The following is a 24,240-nucleotide window of genomic DNA, read 5'->3' as shown; positions in this document are numbered from 1 at the left end:
ATTTGGGCGACAGAATATATGTCGGGTGGTGTCCAGTTTTTGGCATTGACCTCTTTTTGCCATTCTGGACCGGTCTATGGGGCTTGCAAGCTTAGACGGGATAGATGGATTCGGGCTGCCGGAAGGAAAATGTCGCTGTGGACAAGCGGGTTCGCGAAGCCGGCCTGAGGCCGACGCGCCAGCGCATTGCGCTGGCCGACCTGCTTTTCGCCAAGGGCGACCGTCACCTTTCGGCCGAAGAATTGCATGAAGAGGCGATCGCCGCCGGTGTGCCGGTTTCGCTGGCCACCGTCTACAATGCCCTTCATCAATTCACCCAGGCCGGCATGCTGCGCATCCTCGCCGTCGAAGGGTCGAAGACCTATTTCGACACCAACACTTCCGATCACCACCACTTCTATGTCGAGGGCGAGAACCGGATCTTCGATATCGCCAGCGGCCCGGTGAGCGTCTCCAACCTGCCGGAGCCTCCGGAAGGCATGGAGATCGCCAACGTCGATATCGTGGTGAGGCTGCGCCCCAAGCGCCGCGACTGATCTGCCCGCGATGAGGCCCGTCGACCTGGCGATACGGCTCGAAGACCATGATCGCGAAAAGTCGGAACCGGTTTTGCTACGCTGACCTACGGTTTGGATCAGATCATGGTCCAGACAAAATAGATCAGTTCTTGACCTTTTCTCCCGGGTAGGCGCCCCAGACCTGCGACTGGGCGACCCAGCCGGTATGGCCGTCGAAGGTCATCTCGCACCACTGACCGTCGCACTTCTTGATCGAGCCCATCACGCCTGGCTCGAGGATGGCGACAACGCCGGCGTCCTTGTCGGGATCGTCGAGCAGATTGATTCGGCCGCCCTTGCCGCGCTGCCAGGGGGCGACGATCGCGGTGCGGCGGCCCGAAAGCAGCGACTGGTTGATCCAGCCTTCGGAGCCGTCGGCGTCACGCACGCGGCGCCAGGTGTCGAATTCCTGGATGATTTCCATCGGCAGTCCGGCCTTCATGTACATCCAGTCGACGGAATAGTTGGCGCCCGGACCGACGCGCGAGTTGACGCGTCCGGATTTCAGGCTGACGAAGCGCGGCAGCGGCAGGCCGCTCGGCCCCAGCGTCACGGTCTGCGCCGACGTGGCCGCGCCTTGCGCGGATGTCTGCGGCGCCCAAAGCAGAGTGCCGAGAACGGCTGCGCTGAAAGCCAGGCGGAGCGAGGCGAAACCAGACACGTTCATTCCTTTCGGCGCCGGTCCGTGGGAGGAGCGCCCCTTTTTCTTTGTCTTCGGCGGCACCGCTTGTTACAGGAGTGGGCTGATACCGCGACTGGCTTCAAGTTTCGCTTGTCTTGGTTAAAGAGGTCTCAACGAGATCGGTTTCGAGGAAGCTTCGGGGAAACAATGGCAGGCAAAAAACGGCCCCTCGTCGTCATCACGCGCAAGCTGCCCGATCCGGTGGAGACCCGCATGCGCGAACTGTTCGACGCGCGCCTCAATGTCGAGGACCGGCCGATGACCCAGCCGGAGCTGGTTGCGGCGGTCAAGGAAGCCGACGTGCTGGTCCCGACCATCACCGACCACATCGATGCCGCGCTGATCGCCCAGGCCGGCGAGAACCTCAAGCTGATCGCCAATTTCGGCAACGGCGTCGACAAGATTGACGTCTCGGCGGCGGCGAAGAAAGGCATCACCGTCACCAACACGCCGAATGTGCTCACCGAAGACACCGCCGACATGACCATGGCGCTGATGCTCGCCGTGCCGCGCAGGCTGGCCGAAGGCGCCAACGTGCTCACCGGCGAGAAGAAATGGGCCGGCTGGTCCCCGACCTGGATGCTCGGCCGCCGCATCTGGGGCAAGCGCCTGGGCATTGTCGGCATGGGCCGTATCGGCACGGCGGTCGCCAGGCGCGCCAAGGCGTTCGGCCTGTCCATCCACTACCACAACCGCCACCGCGTGCTGCCGGCGGTCGAGGACGAATTGGAAGCGACCTATTGGGAAAGCCTCGACCAGATGCTCGCGCGGATGGATATCATCTCGGTCAACTGCCCGTCGACGCCGGCGACCTTTCATCTGCTGTCGGCCCGGCGGCTGGCGCTGATGCAGCCGGCGGCCTACATCGTCAACACAGCGCGGGGCGACATCATCGACGAAGAGTCGATGATCAAACTCATCCAGGACGGCAAGATCGCCGGCGCCGGCCTCGACGTCTACGAACACGAGCCGGCGCTGAACAGCAAGCTGTTGAAGCTCGCCCACAAGGGCAAGGTCGTTCTGTTGCCGCATATGGGCTCGGCGACGCTCGAAGGCCGCATCGACATGGGCGAGAAGGTGATCATCAACATTCGCGCCTTCTTCGACGGCCATCGCCCGCCGGACCGTGTGTTGCCGCTCAGGACCTGAAAACCACGATTTGTTCAGGCGGCGACGCTCACGGCGCCGTCGTTGTCGACTTTGACGGTGCTTCCGCGATAGGCGTCGAACACACCGCGTCCGAGCCGCACCGCCATAGGCGTTTCCCAGCCCATTTCGCGCGCGACGATCAGGCCGAGCAGAAGAATGGCGTCCGGCTCGTGCAGGATAAGGGCTGCCGGCCCGCGGCCGTTGTGGACCAGTTCCATCAGCACTGCCGAAGCCGACGAGGAGCCGATGGTGCCCGGCAGGAATAGCACCCGGCCGGAAATCACCTCGCCGTGCTGCGGGTGGCGGACATCGGCGATGCGCCCTGTCTTCGGGTCGACGCCGCCCCAGAAGCTGATCGGCGCCGTCAGCACCAGCGCTTCGCCTTTACCGGCCTTGCCCCGTACCAATATCTCCGCGGCGGCGCTCATGCGGCGAGGTCCGTGAAGCGCGGCTTGCCGGCGACCGCGCTTTCGACGCAATCGGCGAGCGAGGCATAGAGCACCGCATAGCCGGTGTTGCCTGGAGCGTAATGCGCGAACTTGCCCGAATTGGTCATCAGCACGCCGCCGGAAAGTTCCGGCATGATCGGCGTCACCACCACGCATGTGTCGGCAACGATGACGACGCCGCTTCCTTCGAGCCTCTTCCGCCGGCCGTCCTGCTCCAGGAAGGCAAGCACATGACGGCCGGTGCAGGCATAGATCGGCACGGCGAGCCGTCTTCCGGCAATCAGCCGCTCCAGCATCTCGAACTCGGCAAAGGACAGATGCGGGCTGCCAATGGCGACCGCATCGATGGTTTTCGGCACCGCCGCCGTCGACAGGCCGGCGCGAGCCTTCGCCGCCATCTGCGGCGTGACGTGGATCACCGCCTCCGGTTCCGGCTCGGCCAGAATGGTTTCGACGTTCGGCGCCTCTGGCGTGACGCCTGCAATGTGGAACAGCCCGACCGCGCCGGAGGAAGCGGCAGCGGCGCCGAAGGCCTTTAGCGCGTCGTCGCCGGGATGGTTGGCGATGCCGGCGACGACGCCGATCGTATCCCCGACCTCGCGGCCATAGAGGCTGCCCAGCACCGGCCAGGCGATCTCGGAAGCGAGGAAGGAAGGCGATAGGCCCGAGACGTCGAACACCAGTCGCGCCCGGCGGTTCTCGGCCCGGTGCAGGCCATAATCGGGTGCGCGGCCGGTGATGGCGCAGGCGATGTCGAGGAAATCGCCGTAGCGGTTGGTGCGGGCGCCCAGCACCGAGTTGCAGAACACCACCGCATTGGACTCGCCCCAGGCGACATCGCTGCCCTGTGCCGGCCTGTGCCCGGCCTGATAGGGCGCGCAGGTCCAGCTTTGCTCGCAGCCGAGCTTGCGATAGGCATCCATCATCCGCCGCGCCATGCCGCGCTGCGGCTCTTCCAGGCGAATGCGCGAGCAGCCCGTCAGGTCGAGCGCCCCGACATTGAGCGTTGAGCGCACTGCGACCCTGGCGCCGCCTTCGACCAGCCGCTCGGCGAACAGCGTGCCGGAATCGCCATGATAGAGCGCGCCGTCGATATGCGCCGAACAGATCGGGATCAGCCGTGGCGCGCCGAGCAGGCGCGCGCTCTCGGCGACGATGCGCATCGCCATTCCCGCGCCGTCCTTACCGGCGGCGGTTGCCTGTTCCTCCGGGCTGAGCGCGAGGCTCAAGACAGGACCTTGCGCATGGTGATCGAGGTCGGCCTGTCGTAGCCCGCATGCGCGGTGCGCCCGGTCTCGCGAAAGCCGAGCCGGGCGAAGGCCGCGTGGTTCGCCGTAAGCTCGATACGCGTCTGCAGCTCGAGGGCCTGCTTGCCGCGCCGGTGGGCAAGATCGTCGACGGCCTGCATCAGCCGTCCGCCTATGCCTCGCCCCTGAAGGCCAGGCTCGACGGCAAGCTTGCCGACATAGAAATCGTCTGCCCTCTCCATCGCAAAGACGCAGCCGACGATCCGGCCGTTCTCCATGGCCAGGAACGCCGTTTCTTGCCCGGCCTTGCTCTTGAGGTTTTCGGGTGTGAGCTGATGCGCCGAGGATGGCGGGTCGATGACGCCGTTCATATAGGCGAAGGCGCGCCGGATCAGCGCCAGCAATTCGTCCCACTGCGCGAAGTCCGGCGGAAGCTCGCTGACGAGGAGAGTGGCCGTCTGATCCATGCGTTCAGAGTGCCTTGTAGCGGACGGTGTCGAAACGGGCGGTCAGCCCGTCGTAAAGCAGCAGCCGGCCGACCAGCGGCTCGCCGATGCCGGCGATCAGCTTGATCGCCTCCATCGCCTCCAGCGTGCCGATGACGCCCGTCAGCGCGCCGACGATGCCGGCAACGGCGCAGGATGGCACCAGCCCTTCGGGCGGCGCTTCCGGAAAAAGGTCGCGGTAGCCTGGATTGCGCTGGCCATCGGCGCCCGTTTCAAATGGCTTCAGCACCGTCACCGAGCCGTCGAAGCGGCCGACGGCGGCAGTGACCAGGGGCTTCTTTTCCTGGGCGCAGGCATCGGCCAGAGCATAGCGTGTCTCGAAATTGTCGGAGCCGTCGACCACGATATCGTATTGGGCGACGAGGGCAGGGGCATTTTGCTCGGTCAGCCTGAGGCGATGCAGTTCCACCCTGACATTGGGGTTGATGCGCATGATCGCCGCCGAAGCGCTGTCGGTCTTCGCCATGCCGATAGTATCGCTGCCATGGATCACCTGCCGCTGCAGGTTGGATAAAGACACATCATCGTCGTCGACGATGCCGAGCGTGCCGACGCCGGCCGCCGCGAGATATTCGAGCACAGGCGCCCCAAGCCCGCCGGCGCCGATCACCAGCACCCGCGCCCGCTTCAGCTTCTGCTGGCCGGGGCCGCCGATTTCGGGCAGCACGATGTGGCGGGCATAGCGCTCAAGCTCTTCGGCGGTGAGTGCAGCATTCGTCATGGCCGGACCATATAGCGGGCAGGAAACCTTGTCATGCACATGCAAGGCGAAGCCTTGTCACTGACATGCAAGGCGAAGCCTTGTCACTCACATGCAAGGCGAAGCCTTGTCCCGCAGGACAAATCGTCGTGCAAGGCGCTTTCAACTCTTTGACAGTTCAGCCGGTCGGGCCGACGCTGCCGTGATCGACCGTCAGGAATTGCGCCCGCCCGGCAAGGCTGGAAAACAGCGCCGCGTCGGTGCCGGTCATGAAGGCCTGGCAGTTGAGCTCTTCGAGGATGGAAAACAGCGCAGCGCGCCGGCCGCTGTCGAGATGCGCGGCGATCTCGTCGAGCAACAGGATCGGCGTCAGGCCCGACATCTCGCCGGTCAGCCGCGAATGCGACAGCACGATGCCGACAAGCAGCGCCTTCTGCTCGCCGGTCGAGCACAATTCGGCCGGCATCGACTTCGGCCGGTGACGGACCGCGAGGTCGGAGCGGTGCGGACCGTCGAGCGTGCGGCCAGCGGCGCGGTCGCGCTCGCGGCCATTGGCGAGTATGGCGCGGAATCGCTCCTCGACGTCGACTGCCGGTGTGACCGCGATTTCGCTTTCCAATTCGCCGGCGAGGCTGATGTCGGCCTGCGGAAACGGGCCGCTGCCCGGCAGCTTGTCGATCATGGCCGCAAGCAGTCGCACCAGCTCGGCCCTGGCCGCCGCGATCGCCACCCCGGTTTCGGCCATCTGCATCTCGATCGCGTCGAACCAGCCGCTGTCGCGCGAGCCTTCCGTAAGCAAACGGTTACGGCCACGCATCGCCTTCTCGTAATCGAGCGCGCGCTGCCCGTGGCCGGGGTCGATCGCCAGCACCAGCCGGTCGAGGAAGCGGCGGCGGTCGGCGGCCGGCCCTGGAAACAGCCCGTCCATCGCCGGCGTCAGCCAGACGACCCGCAGCCATTCGAGCATATCCTCGGCCGATTTTGCCGTCGCGCCGTTGATGCGCACGCGCCTGCCGCCTTCCGCGGCACCATCGCCGCCGGCAATGCCGGTGCCGATTTCGACCTGACCTTCCGGTCCTTCGATGCGCGCATGCAAGGCAAAGCCGCCATCGCCGCCCTCGCGGGCGACGTCGGCGTAAGGCGCGCGGCGCAGCCCGCGCCCCGGCGTCAGCAGCGAGACTGCTTCGAGCAGATTGGTCTTGCCGGCGCCATTGTCGCCGGACAGCACGACAGCGCCAGGGCCGAGATCAAGCGAAAGTCCCGCATAGTTGCGAAAATTTGTAAGTTTAAGCTTACTTATATAGCTCTGCTGCCGAAGCTGTTTGGCGTCCGAGGTCACGGCGACATGTGAGGCCTGCTAGAGCAATTCCAGGAAAAGTGCATAGCGGTTTTCCGTCCGGAATTGCGTCAACAAAAGAGACAAAGCCTAGACCCGCATCGGCATCAGCACGTAGAGCGCGGTCTCGTCGGCCATGTCGTGGATCAGCGTCGGAGACCCGGCATCCGCCAGCATGAACTTGGCTTCCGAACCGGTGAGCTGGGCGGCGACATCGAGCAGATATTTGGCGTTGAAGCCGATCTCGATCGGGTCGGACGAGTATTCGGCCGCCAGCTCCTCGGTTGCGCTGCCGGAATCCGGATTGTTGACGGCGAGCGTGAGCTGGCCGTCATTGATCGACAGTTTCACGGCTCGGCCGCGCTCGGACGAAATGGTCGAGACGCGGTCGACGGCGGCGGCAAAGCTCTGGCGGTCGATAACCAGCTGCTTGTCATTGCCGGTCGGGATGACGCGCTGATAATCGGGGAAGGTGCCGTCGATCAGCTTGGAGGTCAGGATGACGCTGCCGATGGTGAAACGGATCTTGGTATCCGACAGCTCCGTCGTCACCGCGATATTAGGGTCGTCGACCAGCTTCTGCAGCTCGCTCACCGTCTTGCGCGGGATGATGATGCCGGGCATGCCTTCGGAGCCTGCCGGCGCGTCGATCTCGGCGCGCGCCAGTCGGTGCCCGTCGGTCGCGACCGAGCGCAGCTTCAGCTTGCCGCCCGCCTCATGCGTGTGCAGGAAGATGCCGTTGAGATAGTAGCGCGTCTCTTCGGTCGAGATCGCGAACTGCGTCTTCTCGATCAGGCCCTTGAGCGCCACCGAATCGAGCCGGAAGATGTGCGAGAAGGAGCCGGCCGAAAGCTCCGGGAAATCGGACTGCGGCAAGCACTGCAGGCGGAAGCTGGAGCGCCCGGACGTGACGGTCATAGCGTTGCCGTCCTCGTCGGTCTTCAGCATCACCTCGGCGCCGTCGGCGAGCTTGCGCACGATGTCGTAGAGCAGATGCGCCGGAACCGTCGTCGCGCCGCCGCGCTCGACCTTGGCCGGCGTGGCTTCGGTCACTTCAAGGTCGAGGTCGGTGGCCTTCATTTCCAGGCTGGCGCCCTCGGCGCTGAGCAGCACATTCGACAGAATCGGGATGGTGTTGCGCCGCTCCACCACGCGATGGACGTGGTTGAGGGACTTCAGAAGATTGGATCGTTCCAGGATAACACGCATGACGAAACAGGCTCGCTTCAATGAATGAGCGGGTCACCGGGCAGCGGCGTCCCGCAAAAGCTCCGAAAAGCTCAGAATCTATGTAAGCTGACAGTAAAAACCCTGCAAACGCAAGCCCGCGGCACCGGTTCCAGCCGGTTGCGCGGGCTTTCTGGGGATAAAGCGGGCGAAGCGCTCAGGCCTGCTCGTTGATTAGCCTTCTGAGCAGTTCGAGTTCCTGTGCCAGCGTGTTGTCGGCGCCGGAAAGATCCTCGATCTTGCGCACGGCGTGCAGAACCGTCGTGTGATCGCGGCCGCCGAAACGGCGTCCGATCTCCGGCAGCGAGCGCGGCGTCATCACCTTGGAGAGATACATCGCTACCTGCCGCGGTTTGACGATGGTGCGCGTGCGCCGGTTTGAGAGCAGTTCCGTCTTCGAAACGTTATAGTGGCGCGCCACGATGCGCTGGATGTCCTCGATACGCACCCGCTTCGGCTCGCCCGAGCGGTAGATATGGCCGAGGATCTCGTCGATGCGGTCGATAGTGATCTGCGGCTCGAAGGACTGGCGAAACAGAAGCTGGTTGAAGGCGCCTTCGAGCTCGCGCCCGCTGCCCGTCACCGTTCTGGCGACGTGATCGAGGATCTCATCCGAAATGTCGAGCGAGGTATCGTCGATCTTGGCGGTGGCAAGGCGCAGCTTCAGCATGCCGAGGCGCATGCCGAAATCCGGTGCCGACATTTCGAGCGCCACGCCGCCGTTGAGGCGCGAGCGCACCCGCGGCTCCAGCGACTCCAGTTCAGACGGCGGCCGGTCGGCGGCGACCACCACCTGCTTGGCGCTGTCGAGCAGCATGTTGATGAGATGGCAGAACTCGTGCTGGATCGACTTGCCCTGCAGGAACTGCATGTCGTCGATGATCAGCAGATCGATGTCGCGCAGCTGCTCCTTCAGCGTCAGCGCATTGTTGTCGCGGATCGCGGTGGCGAAGCGCCACATGAAATATTCCGCCGTCAGGTAGACCACGCGCGATTTCGGATTGTGCCGCAGCGATTCCGCCGCGATCGCCTGCAGCAGATGCGTCTTGCCCAGGCCGACGGTCGCATGGAGAAAGAGCGGGTTGAAGCGCACCGCGCTCGACTGCGATTCCGCCACCGCCTTGGCCGCCGCGAAAGCAACACGGTTCGAAGGGCCTTCGATGAAGGAAGTGAAAGTGTAGCGCGGATCGAGCGGCGACCCCAGCACATTGTGGCGGAACTCGGTCTCCGCCGGCACGCCCTGGCGGGGCGCCGGCGTCCGCTCCACCCGACCGGCGCTCGCGGTGCCGGCGGCAAGCGCGGTCTGGGCCTGCTTGGTCATCTTGCGCGCCGGCGCGATCTCCGGCTCGACATTGTTGCGGCCCTGCCGCGTGGCGGTCCGCACGACGATCTCGATCTTGAGAAGGTCGGGATCCTCGTGCCTCCACAGTTCGGCGATAAGATCAAGGTAATGGCCGTTGATCCACGACCGCAGGAAGGCCGTCGGTACCGAGATGCGGACCATGCCGCGCGACGCCTCGGCAACCTTCATGCGGCCGAACCAGCTCGAATAGACCTCGGCTCCCAGACGCGCCTTCAATTGGGCCTTGACCCGCTCGAACTTCTGTTCAGCGTCGCTGGATGCCGCCATGTCGTCCCCTCCGACGATAGTTGCTGGGAATGGGAGTTCGCCCGCAATCTCCCCTTCGATGCCGCTCTGCATGATCAAGTTCCTTGTCTCTCGTACCCTTTTCCGCCGGGAGTGCGCCTCCTGCACCCTGGGTCCGGCGACGTTTTTCGCTGCGCCTCTATCGCCGCCGCCGGCGATATCGTTGCAACGTTGCGCAAGGGACCTCTGCCGGCTCTCGCAAGCCGGCTTGATCATGCCAAGACAATACAACACCGCCCGGCGAAAATGCCGGCCCAACGTCGACTGCCATGTACAATTACGCCAGTCCCCTACCCGCACCGAAGAGACAAACCAAGCCGCACGCGGAATTGCTCCGCGTCATGAATTCCGCCATTTTTTGCTGGCCGATTCAGGCTGGGTTAAGGGCAGGTGCCCGTCCCTTCGATGGATGGACATTACCGAAATCGCTGTGGATAGGGCAAGGCCACGTCTAACGGATTTTTAACGAATCTGGTTACCGGAGACGTGTTCGAAGCAGGTGCCACTGCGGCCCTTTTTCATAAAGCCATTGTGATTCAAACCCTTTTCCGTGGAATGTGAAAAAGGCCACACCTTCGGAAATTTTCTGAAATAATTCTCTTGACAGCTACTTGTCCCCCGTCGCTCCTCCGCGAGTTGAACAAGCTGTGGATGACCGTCTGTAAGCTTTTGAAAAATATATGGATTTTGTGGCAGGCTCATCTATGGCCGTGCCCGCATCCAGCGGTCGTCGACATGAGCGATTATGTATATGCCGGCAAAACATTGGCTACTTTGAAATTCGGCCCAAGCGTCGTTGTCGGACCGTTCTTTTTAAGTACTTGCCGGCAAACGAAAAAACCCGGCCTGTGCGGCCGGGTTCAAGGATAACGGTTCTACAGGGAAGTCGGTCAGGCCGACAGCACCTTGACCCGCTGGGCCAGCCGCGAAACCTTGCGGGAAGCCGTGTTCTTGTGGAGGACACCCTTGGTTGCGGCGCGCATCAATTCCGGCTCCGCGGCCTTGAACGCTTCCAGCGCAGCAGCCTTGTCGCCGGCGGCGAGCGCCTCTTCGACCTGGCGAACATAGGTGCGGACGCGTGACCGACGGTTCTTGTTGATCGCCGCGCGGCGGGCGATCTTGCGCGTTGCCTTTTTGGCCGAGGACGTATTGGCCATGATGCCTCTCTTCTGATCTGGTGGGCGCCAGCGGGTCGCAGGGCGCAAAAAACAAACGGGCAGCCACGGGCCGCCTCGGTTGGTGCGGCTTATAGTTCAGCTTTTCCGGCGCGTCAACGCCGCTTCGCGGTCTTTTTGGGCTTGAAGCCGCGCCTCGCTGAAACGGGTCCGCGCGCCTAAAGCCGTTGTCTTTGTGCATGCCCGGCTTCTTGCCAAAATCGCGGCACGCATTAGGCCGACAAGCCCTAGCGGTTGCTGAAATTCGGCTTCCGCTTCTCGACGAAGGCGGCCATACCCTCCTTCTGGTCATCGAGCGCAAACAGCGAGTGGAAAAGGCGGCGCTCGAAGCGCAGCCCCTCGGCAAGCGTCGTCTCGAAAGCGCGGTTGACGGCTTCCTTCGTCATCATCACCGACGGCAGGGAAAACTCGGCGATCTTCGCTGCCGCTTTCAGCGCCTCCTCGACCAGCTCGGCCGCCGGCACCACTCGCGACACCAGTCCGCAGCGCTCGGCCTCGGCAGCATCCATCATCCGCCCGGTCAGGCACATGTCCATCGCCTTCGACTTGCCGACGAAGCGGGTCAATCGCTGCGATCCGCCCATGCCCGGCATGACGCCGAGCGTGATCTCGGGCTGGCCGAATTTTGCGTTGTCGGCGGCGATGATGAAATCGCACATCATGGCCAGCTCGCAGCCGCCGCCAAGCGCGTAGCCGGCGACCGCGGCGATGATCGGCTTGCGCGCACGGGTGAGCTCCTCCCACCCGACAAAGAAGTCCTGAGTATAGGCGTCGACAAAGGAGATCGCCTGCATTTCCTTGATGTCGGCGCCGGCCGCGAAGGCTTTTTCCGAACCCGTGAGCACGATCGCACCGATGCCGGCATCGGCGCCGAACGTGTTCACCGCCGCCACGATCTCGGCCAGCACCTGCGAATTCAGGGCATTGAGCGCCTTCGGCCGGTTCAGCGTGATCAGCCCGACCTTGCCGCGTGTCTCCACGAGAATGGTTTCATAGGCCATGGCATCGTCTCCTCGCTTCGATTGAGGAGACCGGTCTAGCTCACCGCTGACAGGTCCGGCAATAGAAGGTGGATCGGCCGCTCTGCACGATCCGCTTGATATGGCCGCTGCAGCCCGGTTTCGGACATGGCTCGCCTTCGCGGTCATAGACCGCGAAGGAATGCTGGAAATAGCCAAGCGACCCGTCTGCCTGGACATAGTCGCGCAGCGAGGAACCGCCGGCGGCGATCGCGTCGGCGATGACCGAGCGGATGGCGGCGGCCAAGCGTTCGCATTGCTCTTTCGCTCTCTTGCCGGAGCCGGCTATGGTGCCGGCTTCGCGCAGCGGCGACAGGCCGGCGCGCCACAGCGCTTCCGACACATATATGTTGCCGAGCCCGGCGATCAGCCGCTGGTCGAGCAACGCGGCCTTGAGCGGCGATCTGCGGCCTTCGAGCAGCGAGGCGAGCAGGGGACCGTCGAGCGCATTGCCGGTCGGCTCGATGCCCAGCCCCGCCAGCATTGGATGCGCGTCCGGCGCGCCTTCGGCAAACAGCATGAAGCCAAAACGGCGCGGATCGTTGAAGATGACGCGGGACCGCTCGCCCTTCGGGGAGTCGACATCGAATACGACGTGGTCATGCGCCTCGCTCTTCGAGCGCTCGTGATGGAAGCTGCCGGGAATGCGGCCGTTGCCATCGGTTTCGACGCGGAACGATCCCGACATGCCGAGATGGCAGATCAGCACCGGACCGTTTTCGATGTGCATCGTCAGATATTTGGCGCGCCTGCCAAGCGCCGTCACGGTCTTGCCGGCAAGCCGCTCCGAGAACCGTTCGGGAAAGGGAAAGCGAAGGTCTGGCCGTCGCGCCTCGACATTTACGAGCCGCGCCCCTTCCAGGACCGGCTGCAGCCCCCGCCGCACCGTTTCGACTTCAGGCAGTTCGGGCATGGCCGCCTATCGTCGCGAGGAAAGAGGTGCCGTGGCGGCCAGGCGCAAGCCCGAGATGATCCGCGATGGTTTCGCCGATATCGGCGAAGGTCGGCCTGAGCCCGATGTCGCCGCCCTTCAGTCCCGGCCCTATCCCGATCACCGGAACGCGTTCGCGGGTATGATCGGTGCCGCGCCAGGTCGGATCGTTGCCGTGGTCGGCGGTGAGGATGAGAAGGTCGCCCGACTTGAAGCGCGACAGCGCTTCCGGCAGCCGGCGATCGAAGGCCTCGAGCGCTCCGGCATAGCCGGCGACATCGCGCCGATGGCCGAACTCGGTATCGAAATCGACGAAATTGGCAAAGACCAGATCGCCTTCGCCGGCGTCGTCCATGGCGGAGAGCGCCTTGTCGAACATCGCCATGTTGCCGCCCGCCTTGCGCACCTCCGCGATGCCGCGATGGGCGAAGATGTCGCCGATCTTGCCGACGGCGATGACCTTGCTGCCGCGCTCGGTCAGCCGGTCGAGCAAGGTCGGCTCCGGCGGCGGCACGGCATAGTCGCGGCGGTTGTGGGTGCGCTGGAAGGTGGCGCTTGTCTCGCCTACGAACGGCCGCGCGATCACCCGCCCGATGTTGAGCGGATCGACCAGCCGGCGCACCGTCAGGCAAAGCTCGTAGAGCCGCTCCAGGCCGAAATGCGTCTCGTGCGCGGCGATTTGCAATACGGAGTCGACCGATGTGTAACAGATGGGTTTGCCGGTCCGGATGTGTTCCTCGCCGAAGCGCTCGATGATCTCGGTTCCTGGCGCATGGCAATCGCCGAGGATGCCCGGCACCTTGCCTTCGCGGACGATCGCTCCGGTCAGCTCGGCCGGGAAGGCGGGCACGGTGTCGGGAAAATAACCCCAGTCGAAACGCACGGGCAGGCCGGCAATCTCCCAATGGCCCGACGGCGTGTCCTTGCCGCTCGAGACCTCCTGGGCAGCGCCATGGAACGACGCGGCAAGCAGCGGCGCGTCGAGGTCGACCGTCAGCCCGGTTGCCCTCTTGGCCGCGCGGGCAAGCCCGAGCGAGATCATGTTGGGCACGGCAAGCGGTCCGCTGCGCAGGCCTCCACGATCCGCACGGCCCTCGGCGCAAGCCTGCGCGATGTGTCCGAATGTGTCGGCGCCGGCATCGCCGTAGCGTTCGGCATCGGCCGCTCCGCCGATGCCGAAAGAATCGAGAACGAATAGGAAAGCCCGCGCCATAGGGGTGCCATCGTGCCAATCTAACCAGCCAGACATAGAGTTCCGCAGCGGCGTTGGCAAATCGGATACCAGACCGCAACGGCTTGGTGCAAAGTGGTGCGGATCGAGGGAGTGCGGCAAGGATGGGCATGGGCGTAAGATCGGCGGCAAGCCAGGCATTGAGGACCTGCGCGGTGGCTCTCGCGGCGCTCTCCGCGGCCCCGCCGGCGCATGCCGACTGGCGCGACGACATCGGCACGTTTCGCATAGGAATCGTCGCCGAGCCCGGAGGAGGCAACACGGTACCTGGTCTGGCCCGCTTGACGGATGCCTATACGAACGCTCTCGGCATGAAGGTCGAGTTCGTGGTTGCTCGCGACTATGCGGCATTGATCGAGGCTCAGGCGAGCGGCCGCATACAGTATGCGGTCTATTCGGCGCTCGCCTATGCTACGGCTTCGGAGCGCTGCGGCTGTGTCGAGCCGCTGGTGGCGCCTGTCGATGCCGATGGAGCCGCCGGCGTCCGTTCCGTACTGGTGACGCGCGACGGCAAAGTGCCGGGCCTCACAGCGATCGCCTCGCATCGGATCGCCATCGCGCCCGCCGACAATGTCGCCGGTTCTCTCCTGCCGCTGACCGGACTGGCCGGCGAAGGCGTGCCGATCGCGCAGGATTCACCTTTCCTGGCGCGCGCCTCGTCGGCCACCGCGGCCGAGGCGATGCTCGGCGACGGCGAAGCCGACGGCCTGTTCGGCTGGGAGCCTGTCGGCGCCGACGGCCAGCCTACCGACACGGGCGGCACCATCCTGCGGCTTGCGGCCGCCGGCGTCCCGAAGACGTCGCTTCGGGTGCTGTGGAGCTCGGCTCCGCTGCGATATGGGCCTCATGCGGTGCGCAGCGATCTCGACGCCGAAGCCAAGCGCCGGCTGGCCGTGTTTCTGACCAATCTCAAGTCGCTGACTCCGGACGTCTACGATCTTCTGGAGCCGACGCACTCCGGCGGCTTCGAACTGGCCGTATCAAAGGACTACGCAACGGCCCTGGCCATCGTGCGGCGGGAAACTCGCGGGGATTAGTCCGTCAGCAGTCGGTGCAAGGAACCGTAGGACCGCGGCGCGGCCTCAGATAGTACGTTTCGCCCATCGATATGTTGTTGAAGGCCGAGGTCAATCCAAGCGTCGACGAACTGTCGGCTGACCAGGTGATGATCGGCTTATAGCCGAGGTCGCTTTCCACCCGAACAAGGAAGGTGTTGCGGATATTCAGCGTCGACGGAACGTTGGTGGGGCTGGTCTTCGCCGCGTCGGCGCTATAGGTGGTGCCCACTAGCTTGCGCGACCAGGCCACCGTCGCCTTGGGCGATGCCTCGTCGGAGATCTGGATCCCGGTGATGATGATTGTCGGCGTGGAGCGGTTGTAGGGCTGCAGCGTCGAGGTGCCGATCTTCATGATCGCGTCGAGATCGGCTTTCGTGACGCTGGTCTGCTGCGTGACGAGATCCGCCACCATGCTGCCGATGCGGCTGACCTTCTTGCTGGTCTCGATGGCCTGCGAGGCTTCCATCGTGATGAAGTACATGATGAGCAGCACCGGCACGATGAACGCGAACTCGATTGCCGCGACGCCGCGGCGATCGAGGCAAAACCGTGCCGCCTTCGTCACGAAAGCCGAAACTCGCCGCTGTGCCCCCGCACGGTACATATCCTACCCCCACACCGCCGTAAGTCTCGGCCGGCCGCAATCTTGAAGCATGTCTCCCGAAGTGGACCCGGTTTCGGGAGACATGCCGAAAATCAAAAAGCCAAAGCAGGTTGCCTCACGCGACCTGCTTCAGTCGTCGAATGGTTCGTTCTGCCAGGTCACCGATGCGAAGTGCAGCGTCTTGCCGCCATTCAGATTGGCCATCTGTTTAGCCAGGAAATCGGTGATCACCGGCCATTTGTAGAAAACCCGCAGCATGTTCTTCGATTCCGCCAGCCCCGGCGACACCGTGAAAGTCGTCGAGCTCGTGCCTGTCAGCACGATTTCGCCGTTCTGGATCTTGAAGCCCGCCGCTGCGGCGTCGGCGAAGGTCGGATATTCGCGCAGGTCCACCAACAGGGAAGCATTTGACCCGGAACCGGGGCAGTTCGTGGCGACCATGATCTCCAGCCTGTCGCAGATCATCGTCTTGATCGAGGCGTCGGTGACGTTGGCCTTCTTGAGCTGGCCGGTTCGCAGCTGGCGCGCGATTTCGTCGGTGGCGTTGGCCATCACTTCCTGGCCGGCGAACGAGATGCAGCTCTCCAGAATGGCGAAAACGAGCAACGCGAACGGCATGGCCAGCATTGCGAATTCCAATGCCGTGCTGCCGCGCCTGTCGCTGAAGAAACCGGGGCGTGGCTTTGCCTCGGCCTTGCCGTCCATGCCACCCTTGGGCGCCCTGCTCATGTTCCGTTCCTGCCGATCCTTGCAATGTCGGCTGCAACCTATCGACCACCCATTGAGGTCCGGTTTGGATCAGCGTTAAACTCGGTGGGCTGCCCTTAACCCGCTGTTAACCTGCGGGCGCTTGCGTCCTTAAGCTCAGCGGGCTGCGTTCATTTCCGTTTCGGACGTTTTCTCAGCCTCGCTCTTGTACGAGCTTTCGCAATAGGGCGTGCAGGACATGGTCTGGACTTCGGCGCGTCGATAGATGCGCACCGAGGACGCGGCTTGTCGGACGACCGTCACCTGCTCATCTATGATCGGGCTGCCATCGGAATCGAGCACGACCAGATTGGTCACGCCGAAACCCTTGCCGGTGAGAACGACTGTCGAGGCGTCCTGCACGGCGGCATCGGCGATGGCCGGATTGCCGACGACGATCGTATCGGCCGCGCGCGACAACTTGACGATCTTTGCTTGATTCATGGTGACCTCGATGCCGGCGCCGGCGCTGGCCGGCATGACGGATGCGGCGACAGCCAACAGCGTGACGACTGAAAATGGCGATCTCGACGAGGTCATTGAAGCGCTCCGGAGCGGCAGACTGTTCAACGGAACATGAACGAAATTGGTGAACCGACGGTTAAGCGCCGCATGGCCGCGATAAGGATTGGTCGGCTCCGCGGTCATAAGCCGAGAACCTACGCTGCTTTAGCGAAATCGCGGATGGGCCGGATCTCCGCGCTTTTCCTGCCCGCCGCTCCGCCTCTGGAGGTTTAGGCCACGGTTAACCAAGCAACGGGATCGCCTCCGGAAAGGAATCGGTAAGGGTATTTATTAAGCCGATCGAAAGGGCTTCCCTCTAGATTTGTCACATCCGATCAACCGGCAAGAGAAGTTGACGGAAGTGCTGTAACACGTGGAGTAGGAGCTCTCGAATGTCTAACCTCATCGCACGTTTCGTAAAGGACGAATCCGGCGCGACCGCCATCGAATACGGTCTGATCGCCGCCCTCATCGCGCTCGCCATCATGGTCGGCGCCGGCCAGCTCGGCACTGCCCTGAACACCAAGTTCAAGGCAATTGCCAGTGCGGTCCAAAACTCCAACTAAGATCAACCGAGGACGACGAAGTCGCTCTCGACGAGAAGGGCCGCCTCGAGGCGGCCCTTGTTCGTTGCAGCATCTGGTTGCGCGCGAATTGGTCGTCGGCACTCACCGACCGTTAATGGCGTGTGGCTAGACTGGGCGTGTTACTTTTCTCACGGCATTGTGTTGTCTCATGCTTGAAGCTGTAATCTTCGTCGTCTTTCCTTTCTGCATGCTGTTTGCGGCGATCTCCGACATGCTTTCGATGACGATCGCCAACCGCGTGCCGGTGCTGCTCGTGGCGACGTTCGCTCTGGTCGCTCCTTTGACCGGGATGGACTGGGCCATCTATGGCGGGCATTTCGCGGCAGGTGCCCTGGTGCTGGCCGCGACGTTCGGACTATTCGCGCTCGGCGGCATGGGCGGCGGCGATGCCAAGCTGCTGGCCGCGACCGCCGTATGGATGGGGCTCAACATCAATCTCATCGGCTACCTAGTCACCTCGACATTGATCGGCGGCCTGCTGACGGTTGCCATTCTGGCCTACCGGAAATCGCCATTTGCGATCTACACCGGCCACAACCGTTTTCTGCGCCATTTCGCCGACGAGACCGCAGGCATTCCTTATGGCGTCGCGCTTGGTCTTGGCGGGCTCCTCACCTTTCCGGATTCTTCGTTGATGGTCTGGGCGCTGGATAGGCTCACGACCTAAAGCATATCGCCATCTTCAGATGCGCTCGGTGCGCTACGGAGTCTGGCTTTACGCCTACCAAACAGCTTGTTGCCTTCGGAAAATCCGTTTCTGTGACAAGAGTTCTCGCGGCGCTTGGCCGCCTTTTTTTGTTAACGGCAAGGCAGTTCGGTCCAATTTGAGTAAACGTTAAATTAATCACGATCGTAAGCATTGCATTAACCTTGTTTTGACGATTGCGGCTGCAAAGTCCGGCTTGGCGAGGTGGTTTGCCTTGAGGCGAAGGGTCCGGACGAATGCCAGCATCCCGACTGATTATTCTGAGCGTGGCCGTGGCCGCGGCGGGTGGCGCGGGTTATGTCGCGAAGAACATGGTAGTGGCGCCGCCGGCTCAAGTCGTCGTCAACGCTCCCAAGCAGCCGGCGATCGCGCTGCAAGACGTGCTGGCGCTTTCCGGCGATGTCGCAATGGGCAGCCAGCTCGGTGACAACATCAGGTGGGAGCAGTGGCCGGCGAGCGGCATCAACGCCAATTTCATCACCCGTGCGGCCGAACCGGACGCAGTCGAAAAGCTGAAGGGCTCGGTGGCGCGTGTAGCCATGTATGCCGGTGAGCCGTTGCGGCGTTCCAAGCTGGTCGGCGAGGGGCAGAGCTTCATGTCCTCGATCCTGCCGTCCGGCATGCGCGCGGTCGCGACCGCCATATCGGCCGATACGTCCGCCGGCGGCTTCATCCTGCCCAATGACTTCGTCGACGTCATCATGACCCGGCGCGCCGACGCCAGCAATGGCGGCAGCGGCTTCAATACCGAGACCATCCTGAAGAACATCCGTGTCCTGGCCATCGACCAGACCATCCAGGAGGACGAGGAAGGCAAGAAGACCAGGGTCGGCCAGACCGCGACGCTGGAGCTCACGCCGCAGCAGGCGGAGATCATCACCGTGGCGCAGCAGATGGCGGACCGCCTGACCCTGGCGCTGCGTTCGATCACCGACACGAATGAGAAGAACCTGGGCGAAGCCGACTATCTGGTGAACGGCAATGGCCGGCGCGGCACGGTGCGGTTGATCAAGTCGGGCCAGGTTTCCGAAGTGGGAGCAAGGAAATGAGCCTAATCGGCAAACTGCCCGTCATCGCGGCGGCCGCCATCGGCCTGTTCCTGATCGGCACCAATGCGCCTGGGCTCGTCGAGGCCAAGGCCGCGAACAGGGCAGCGGGTGTGACGGCCTCGGTTGCCTCGCAGCGCGTCAAGCTCGGCCTCAACAAGTCGGTGGTCATCGACCTGCCGAGCGACGCCTACGACATACTCGTCGCCAATCCCGCGGTCGCCGACGCAGTCACGCGCACGGCGCGCCGCATCTATCTGTTCGGCAAGGCGGTCGGCGAAACCAACATCTTCGTCTTCGGCCCCAACGGCGAGCAGATCGCCAGTCTTGACCTGGCGGTCGAACGCGACGTGGCCGGGCTGGAAGACTATCTCAAGCGCTTCCTCCCGACGTCGCAGATCAAGGTCGAGCTGCTGAACGACAACGTGATTCTCACCGGCAATGTCGATACACCGCTCGACGCCAAGCGCGCCGTCGATCTGGCCACCATCTTCGTCTCGGGCGGTGAAGCGACGACCGGCCAATATTCACAGACGGCCGCCGGCGGGTCCGCCAACGGCGGCGTCGACATCAACAATCCCGACCAGGAGCGCCGGGTTTCCAAGATCGTCAATCTGCTGCAGATCATCGGCGACGATCAGGTGACGCTGAAGGTGACGGTGGCCGAAGTCAGCCGCTCGGTGATGAAGCAGCTCGGCGTCAACATGATGGCCAGCGGCGGCAGCAACGGCATCTCCTGGGGCGCGCTCAGCGACCCTTACGCTGGTCTCGGTAAGCCGCTGTCGAACGCGGGCCTAGGGATCAGTGCGTCCGGGCTGCAGTCCTATATCAACGCAATGGAGCAGTCGGGGGTCATGAAGACCTTGGCCGAGCCGACCTTGACCGCCGTGTCCGGGGAGAAGGCGACCTTCAAGGTCGGCGGCGAATACAATATGGTGACCAATGTTACCGCCAACGTCTCCAACGACAACCAGACCGGCCTGAAGAACTATCAGGTCGAGAAGATCGAATACGGCATCGGATTGGAGTTTCAGCCGGTGGTGCTGTCACCCGGCCGCATCAGCCTGAAGGTGAGAACGTCGGTTTCCGAACCGACAACCGAGGGCTCCGTGTCGGCATCCACGGATAACAGCAGCATCGGCATGAACGCTTTGTCGCTCCGCAAACGCCTGGCCGATACGACGGTGGAACTGCCTTCCGGCGGCTCGATGATGATCGCAGGCCTTGTGCGCGACGACGTCAGGCAGGCCGTCGTTGGATTGCCCGGACTGACCAAGATTCCGGTGCTCGGCGCGCTCTTCCGCAGCCGCGACTTCGTGCGCAACGAAAGCGAGCTCGTCATCATCATCACGCCCTATCTGGCGCGGCCCGTGGCGCGCAACGAATTGGCCAAGCCCGACGATAATTTCAATGCGCCGAGCGACGGCGCCGGCATGTTCCTCGGTCGCGTCAATCGCGTCTACGGCACCATGCAGACCGATAGGCCACCTGGCCGTTACCACGGCGTTGTCGGCTTCATCTACAAGTGAGCGGGAAAGCGGACATGTCCAACTCAACATCAAAGGCCATGACGATCGCAGCGGCACAATCGGGCCGCGGACGATTCCGCGGGTCGGCTCCGGTCCTGGCGATCGCCCTTGCGGCGTCGCTCACCGGATGCGCCAACTTCCATCGCGACAGCGTGACAGTGGGCTCCATTCCGGACGACTACCGCACCAATCATCCGATCGTTATCGCCGAGAAGAACCAGAAGATCGACCTCCCGGTCGGCGCCGGTGATCGCGGCATGACGGCTTCGCAGCGCGACACTCTGCTCGGCTTCCTCGACGGCTACGACAGGAGCGCCGCGCCGGCGCTGACGATCGCGGCCCCGGTGGGTTCCGCGAACCAGGCCGCCGCCCAGGCCGCGAGCCGCGATTTCGCCAGACTTGCGATGGCCGCAGGCGTCAAGCGCAACAATATCATCATGACCTCCTATCAGTCGGCCGTGCCCGAGGCTTCGGCGCCGGTCCGCGTGGCCTTCGTGGCGGTGAGGGCACAGACCGACAAATGCGGGCGTTGGCCCGAGGATCTGACCGAGACTTCCGAGAACAAGCACTACGCCGATTTCGGGTGCTCCTATCAGAACAACCTCGCCGCCCAGATGGCCAATCCCAACGATCTGCTCGGGCCACGCAAGCAGTCCGACATCGATGCCGAAAATCGCGGCGCGGTGATCGACGTCTATCGGGCGAGAGGCATTTCGGATGAGTTCCTCGGCAATTCGGAAGTGACTTACTGAGCCCGCGGCGGATCACGGAAAGAGCATGACGATGAGCAATCTTGCCTACGACACGCCTGCGGATACCGGCGATCTTTCGCAACAGGACATCGCCGCCATGCAGGCGCTGCGCCCGGTGCCGCGCATCTCGATCCAGGCTTTTTGCGAGACCGAAGGCGTCGCAAATCCGATCGGGCGCGCCGGCGAGGATCGTCGCATGGCCAAGGCCCATCTCAAGGTCCATATGGGCGGCATCGCCACCGCGATCGAATTCTACCAGTCGGCGCCGACGCCAAACCTGATCCTGCTGGAATCGCGCAGCGAGCCGAAACAGCTGCTGGAGCAGCTCGCTCAGCTCGCCGAATATTGCGATCCGACCTCGAAGGTCGTGGTCATCGGCCATTACAACGATGTCGGACTCTACCGGGAGCTTATCCGTTCGGGCATTTCCGAATATGTCATCGCGCCGGTCTCGATGACCGATATCGTCAGCGTCGTCTCGTCGATCTTCGTCGATCCCGAGTCCGATCCGATCGGCCGCTCCATCGCCTTCATCGGCGCCAAGGGCGGTGTCGGATCCTCGACGATCGCCCACAACGTCGCCTGGGCGATGTCGTCCTTGTTCAAGTCCGAAGTCGTCGTCGCCGATCTCGATCTCGCCTTCGGCACCGCCAACATCAACTTCGACCGGGACCCCGCGCAGGGCATCGCCGAGGCGGTGTTTTCGCCCGAGCGCGTCGATGAGGTCTATCTCGACCGGCTGCTCGCGCAATGCGCCGAGCATTTGTCGCTGCTGGCGGCACCGTCCACGCTCGAGCGCGTCTATGATTTCGATCCGGACGCCTTCTCCCAGGTCATCGAAACGGCGCAGCGCAGCGCGCCCTTGCTCGTGCTCGACGTCCCTCACGTCTGGAGCGGTTGGACCAAGAGCACGCTGATCAAGGCCGACGAGATCGTCATCACGGCCACGCCGGAACTCGCCAATCTGCGCAACACCAAGAATATGGTCGACATGCTGAAGCGGCTGCGTCCGAACGATCCGCCGCCGAAGCTGATCATCAATCAGGCGGGCGTTCCCAAACGACCGGAGATCGCGGCATCGGATTTTTCCGAACCGCTCGGCATCACGCCGATGGCGGTGATCAATTTCGAGCCGCTGCTGTTCGGCAACGCCGCCAACAATGGCCGCATGCTCGGCGAGATGGATGCCAAGAGTCCGGTCGTCGGCACGATCAACGAAATAGCGCATGTGCTGACAGGGCGCAGCGAGATCAAGGCGAAGAAGAAGGCAAGCCTTGGCGCCATCCTCGGCAAGCTTTCACGCAGCAAGAAATGACGCTCGCTGAGCGGCATCGGGTAGTCGATCATGTTTGGTAAAAGAGGCACAGACGACGGCAGCCGGGCAGCTCCCGAATTCCGTCCGCCAGCACCTCCTCCGGCCGCTCCCGCTCCGGCTGGGACGATCGCTGTCGATCGGCCGGCCGCGCCCGCGCCGAGCACGCCCGCCGCGTCCCCCGTTCGCCGTCCGGTGGAGGCGCCGCCGATGGCGCCCGAGCCGCCGAAAAGGGTCCAGCGCGAGCGCGGCGAAACCTATTATGACACCAAGAGCCAGGTGTTTTCCGCGCTCATTGACACGATCGATCTTTCGCAGCTCGCCAAGCTCGATCCGGAAAGCGCGCGCGAGGAAATCCGCGACATCGTCAACGACATCATCGCGATCAAGAATTTCGCGATGTCGATCTCCGAGCAGGAAGAGCTGCTCGAGGATATCTGCAACGACGTGCTCGGCTATGGGCCGCTGGAGCCGCTGCTCGCGCGCGACGACATCGCCGACATCATGGTCAACGGTTCAAAGAACGTCTACATCGAAGTCAACGGCAAGGTCGAACCGACCAGCATTCGCTTCCGCGACAACCAGCAGCTGCTCAACATCTGCCAGCGCATCGTCAGCCAGGTCGGCCGCCGCGTGGACGAATCGAGCCCTATTTGCGACGCGCGCCTTCCCGACGGCTCGCGCGTCAACGTGATCGCGCCGCCGCTGTCGCTTGATGGCACCGCGCTAACCATCCGCAAGTTCAAGAAGGACAAGCTGACGCTCGACCAGCTGGTCAAGTTCGGCGCCATCTCGCCGCAAGGCGCTGAGATCTTGAAGATCATCGGCCGCGTCCGCTGCAACGTCGTCATCTCGGGCGGTACCGGCTCGGGCAAGACGACGCTGCTCAACTGCCTGACCAACTACATCGATCGCGAGGAGCGGGTCATCACCTGCGAGGACTCGGCCGAGCTGCAGCTGCAGCAGCCGCATGTGGTCCGTCTCGAAACCAGGCCGCCCAATCTCGAAGGCGAGGGCGAGGTGACCATGCGCGACCTCGTCAAGAACTGCCTGCGCATGCGGCCCGAGCGGATCATCGTCGGCGAGGTGCGCGGACCGGAAGTATTCGACCTTCTGCAGGCGATGAACACCGGCCATGACGGCTCGATGGGAACGATCCACTCCAACAGCCCGCGCGAATGTCTGAACCGTATTGAATCGATGATCGCCATGGGCGGCTATTCGCTGCCGCAGAGGACGGTGCGCGAGATCGTCGTCGGCTCGGTCGACGTGATCATCCAGGCGGCTCGTCTGCGCGATGGCTCGCGCCGCATCACCCACATCACCGAGGTGATCGGCATGGAAGGCGACGTCGTCATCACCCAGGACCTCGTCCTCTACAACATCAAGGGCGAGGACGCGAGCGGCCGTTTGATTGGCGAGCATGTCTCCACCGGCATCGGCCGCCCGCATTTCTGGGATCGTGCCCGCTACTATGGCGAGGAGCAGCGCCTCGCCAACGCGCTCGAGGCCATGGAGAAACGCGCTGACTAGAGCAA

The 24,240-nt window shown here is 63.5% G+C and carries 25 protein-coding genes; 10 read left to right on the top strand and 15 right to left on the bottom strand.

Translation table 11 applies throughout. The features are described 5' to 3' along the window. Positions 1 to 104 precede the first annotated feature (104 nt). A complete protein-coding gene (irrA, locus tag CK221_RS09170) occupies positions 105 to 536 on the top strand; it encodes an iron response transcriptional regulator IrrA (protein ID WP_066996377.1) in 432 nt (143 codons plus the stop codon). 124 nt (positions 537 to 660) lie between these two features. On the opposite strand, the gene CK221_RS09165 is transcribed toward irrA, so the two are convergent. Beyond that, complete coding sequence (locus CK221_RS09165; protein WP_067324770.1) at positions 661 to 1,218, bottom strand: SH3 domain-containing protein; 558 nt, start codon at positions 1,216 to 1,218, stop codon at positions 661 to 663. 168 nt (positions 1,219 to 1,386) lie between these two features. Here CK221_RS09165 and CK221_RS09160 point away from each other — a divergent pair, with 168 nt between their 5' ends. Continuing rightward, on the top strand, positions 1,387 to 2,388 hold the full coding sequence (locus tag CK221_RS09160) for a D-glycerate dehydrogenase (RefSeq protein WP_066996380.1): 1,002 nt from the start codon (positions 1,387 to 1,389) through the stop codon (positions 2,386 to 2,388). A 14-nt stretch (positions 2,389 to 2,402) separates the two neighbouring features. Here the strand turns inward: CK221_RS09160 and CK221_RS09155 are convergent, their stop codons facing one another. The 11 genes from CK221_RS09155 to CK221_RS09105 all read right to left on the bottom strand — a co-directional run bounded on the left by CK221_RS09155 (position 2,403) and on the right by CK221_RS09105 (position 13,839). Next, positions 2,403 to 2,816, bottom strand: coding sequence for a DUF126 domain-containing protein (locus CK221_RS09155; RefSeq protein WP_095777494.1), 414 nt, complete (start codon positions 2,814 to 2,816; stop codon positions 2,403 to 2,405). Next, positions 2,813 to 4,066: an aconitase X catalytic domain-containing protein gene (locus tag CK221_RS09150; protein ID WP_095777493.1), complete on the bottom strand. Its 1,254-nt coding sequence runs from the start codon at positions 4,064 to 4,066 to the stop codon at positions 2,813 to 2,815. Before CK221_RS09150 ends, CK221_RS09155 begins: the two co-directional genes overlap by 4 nt. Continuing rightward, positions 4,063 to 4,551 carry a GNAT family N-acetyltransferase gene (locus tag CK221_RS09145; RefSeq protein WP_095777492.1) on the bottom strand — a complete coding sequence of 163 codons (489 nt, stop codon included), beginning with the start codon at positions 4,549 to 4,551 and terminating at the stop codon, positions 4,063 to 4,065. Before CK221_RS09145 ends, CK221_RS09150 begins: the two co-directional genes overlap by 4 nt. A gap of 4 nt (positions 4,552 to 4,555) precedes the next feature. After that, on the bottom strand, positions 4,556 to 5,311 hold the full coding sequence (locus CK221_RS09140) for a molybdopterin-synthase adenylyltransferase MoeB (RefSeq protein ID WP_095777491.1): 756 nt from the start codon (positions 5,309 to 5,311) through the stop codon (positions 4,556 to 4,558). Between the two features lie 157 nt (positions 5,312 to 5,468). Continuing rightward, positions 5,469 to 6,629, bottom strand: a complete 1,161-nt coding sequence (gene recF, locus CK221_RS09135; RefSeq protein ID WP_095777490.1) for a DNA replication/repair protein RecF — start codon at positions 6,627 to 6,629, stop codon at positions 5,469 to 5,471. A gap of 87 nt (positions 6,630 to 6,716) precedes the next feature. Then, entirely contained in the window at positions 6,717 to 7,835 is a 1,119-nt protein-coding gene (gene dnaN / locus CK221_RS09130; RefSeq protein WP_095777489.1) for a DNA polymerase III subunit beta, read from the bottom strand. A gap of 175 nt (positions 7,836 to 8,010) precedes the next feature. Further along, positions 8,011 to 9,483, bottom strand: coding sequence for a chromosomal replication initiator protein DnaA (gene dnaA, locus CK221_RS09125; protein ID WP_245299622.1), 1,473 nt, complete (start codon positions 9,481 to 9,483; stop codon positions 8,011 to 8,013). Between the two features lie 908 nt (positions 9,484 to 10,391). After that, the gene (rpsT, locus tag CK221_RS09120; protein ID WP_066996401.1) at positions 10,392 to 10,658 is read right to left on the bottom strand and encodes a 30S ribosomal protein S20; all 267 of its coding nucleotides are present in this window, start codon (positions 10,656 to 10,658) and stop codon (positions 10,392 to 10,394) included. Between the two features lie 245 nt (positions 10,659 to 10,903). Further along, positions 10,904 to 11,677 (bottom strand): enoyl-CoA hydratase, encoded by a 774-nt coding sequence (locus CK221_RS09115; RefSeq protein WP_095777488.1) that lies wholly within the window; start codon positions 11,675 to 11,677, stop codon positions 10,904 to 10,906. A 40-nt stretch (positions 11,678 to 11,717) separates the two neighbouring features. After that, positions 11,718 to 12,608, bottom strand: a complete 891-nt coding sequence (gene mutM, locus CK221_RS09110; RefSeq protein ID WP_095777487.1) for a bifunctional DNA-formamidopyrimidine glycosylase/DNA-(apurinic or apyrimidinic site) lyase — start codon at positions 12,606 to 12,608, stop codon at positions 11,718 to 11,720. After that, complete coding sequence (locus CK221_RS09105; RefSeq protein ID WP_095777486.1) at positions 12,592 to 13,839, bottom strand: phosphopentomutase; 1,248 nt, start codon at positions 13,837 to 13,839, stop codon at positions 12,592 to 12,594. The genes mutM and CK221_RS09105 overlap by 17 nt, the downstream gene beginning before the upstream one ends. Before the next feature lie 128 nt (positions 13,840 to 13,967). Here CK221_RS09105 and CK221_RS09100 point away from each other — a divergent pair, with 128 nt between their 5' ends. After that, positions 13,968 to 14,894, top strand: coding sequence for a PhnD/SsuA/transferrin family substrate-binding protein (locus CK221_RS09100; protein ID WP_095777603.1), 927 nt, complete (start codon positions 13,968 to 13,970; stop codon positions 14,892 to 14,894). A gap of 4 nt (positions 14,895 to 14,898) precedes the next feature. Here CK221_RS09100 and CK221_RS09095 read toward each other — a convergent pair whose 3' ends face one another. The 3 genes from CK221_RS09095 to CK221_RS09085 all read right to left on the bottom strand — a co-directional run bounded on the left by CK221_RS09095 (position 14,899) and on the right by CK221_RS09085 (position 16,806). Beyond that, entirely contained in the window at positions 14,899 to 15,519 is a 621-nt protein-coding gene (locus CK221_RS09095) for a TadE/TadG family type IV pilus assembly protein (protein ID WP_095777485.1), read from the bottom strand. 129 nt (positions 15,520 to 15,648) lie between these two features. Continuing rightward, on the bottom strand, positions 15,649 to 16,248 hold the full coding sequence (locus CK221_RS09090; RefSeq protein ID WP_095777484.1) for a TadE/TadG family type IV pilus assembly protein: 600 nt from the start codon (positions 16,246 to 16,248) through the stop codon (positions 15,649 to 15,651). 135 nt (positions 16,249 to 16,383) lie between these two features. Next, positions 16,384 to 16,806 (bottom strand): pilus assembly protein N-terminal domain-containing protein, encoded by a 423-nt coding sequence (locus tag CK221_RS09085; protein WP_095777602.1) that lies wholly within the window; start codon positions 16,804 to 16,806, stop codon positions 16,384 to 16,386. Between the two features lie 356 nt (positions 16,807 to 17,162). Between CK221_RS09085 and CK221_RS09080 the strand changes: the two genes are divergently transcribed. The 7 genes from CK221_RS09080 (at position 17,163) to CK221_RS09050 (ending at position 24,235) form a co-directional block, all read left to right on the top strand. Then, positions 17,163 to 17,336: a Flp family type IVb pilin gene (locus CK221_RS09080; protein ID WP_067324571.1), complete on the top strand. Its 174-nt coding sequence runs from the start codon at positions 17,163 to 17,165 to the stop codon at positions 17,334 to 17,336. A 169-nt stretch (positions 17,337 to 17,505) separates the two neighbouring features. Continuing rightward, positions 17,506 to 18,024 (top strand): prepilin peptidase, encoded by a 519-nt coding sequence (locus CK221_RS09075; protein ID WP_095777483.1) that lies wholly within the window; start codon positions 17,506 to 17,508, stop codon positions 18,022 to 18,024. A 275-nt stretch (positions 18,025 to 18,299) separates the two neighbouring features. Further along, positions 18,300 to 19,112, top strand: coding sequence for a Flp pilus assembly protein CpaB (cpaB, locus tag CK221_RS09070; RefSeq protein ID WP_067324575.1), 813 nt, complete (start codon positions 18,300 to 18,302; stop codon positions 19,110 to 19,112). Next, the gene (locus CK221_RS09065; RefSeq protein ID WP_095777482.1) at positions 19,109 to 20,638 is read left to right on the top strand and encodes a type II and III secretion system protein family protein; all 1,530 of its coding nucleotides are present in this window, start codon (positions 19,109 to 19,111) and stop codon (positions 20,636 to 20,638) included. Before cpaB ends, CK221_RS09065 begins: the two co-directional genes overlap by 4 nt. Before the next feature lie 14 nt (positions 20,639 to 20,652). Beyond that, positions 20,653 to 21,390 (top strand): CpaD family pilus assembly protein, encoded by a 738-nt coding sequence (locus CK221_RS09060; protein WP_066996433.1) that lies wholly within the window; start codon positions 20,653 to 20,655, stop codon positions 21,388 to 21,390. Between the two features lie 31 nt (positions 21,391 to 21,421). Continuing rightward, positions 21,422 to 22,705: a CpaE family protein gene (locus tag CK221_RS09055; RefSeq protein WP_170950412.1), complete on the top strand. Its 1,284-nt coding sequence runs from the start codon at positions 21,422 to 21,424 to the stop codon at positions 22,703 to 22,705. A 30-nt stretch (positions 22,706 to 22,735) separates the two neighbouring features. Next, entirely contained in the window at positions 22,736 to 24,235 is a 1,500-nt protein-coding gene (locus CK221_RS09050) for a CpaF family protein (RefSeq protein ID WP_066996438.1), read from the top strand. The last annotated feature ends 5 nt before the right edge of the window (positions 24,236 to 24,240 follow it).

Origin of the sequence: Mesorhizobium sp. WSM3868 (assembly GCF_002294785.1) — a bacterium.
Taxonomy (GTDB): domain Bacteria; phylum Pseudomonadota; class Alphaproteobacteria; order Rhizobiales; family Rhizobiaceae; genus Mesorhizobium.
The sequence above is the reverse complement of the archived record's forward strand: the minus strand, read 5'-3'. Positions and strand labels throughout refer to the sequence as shown.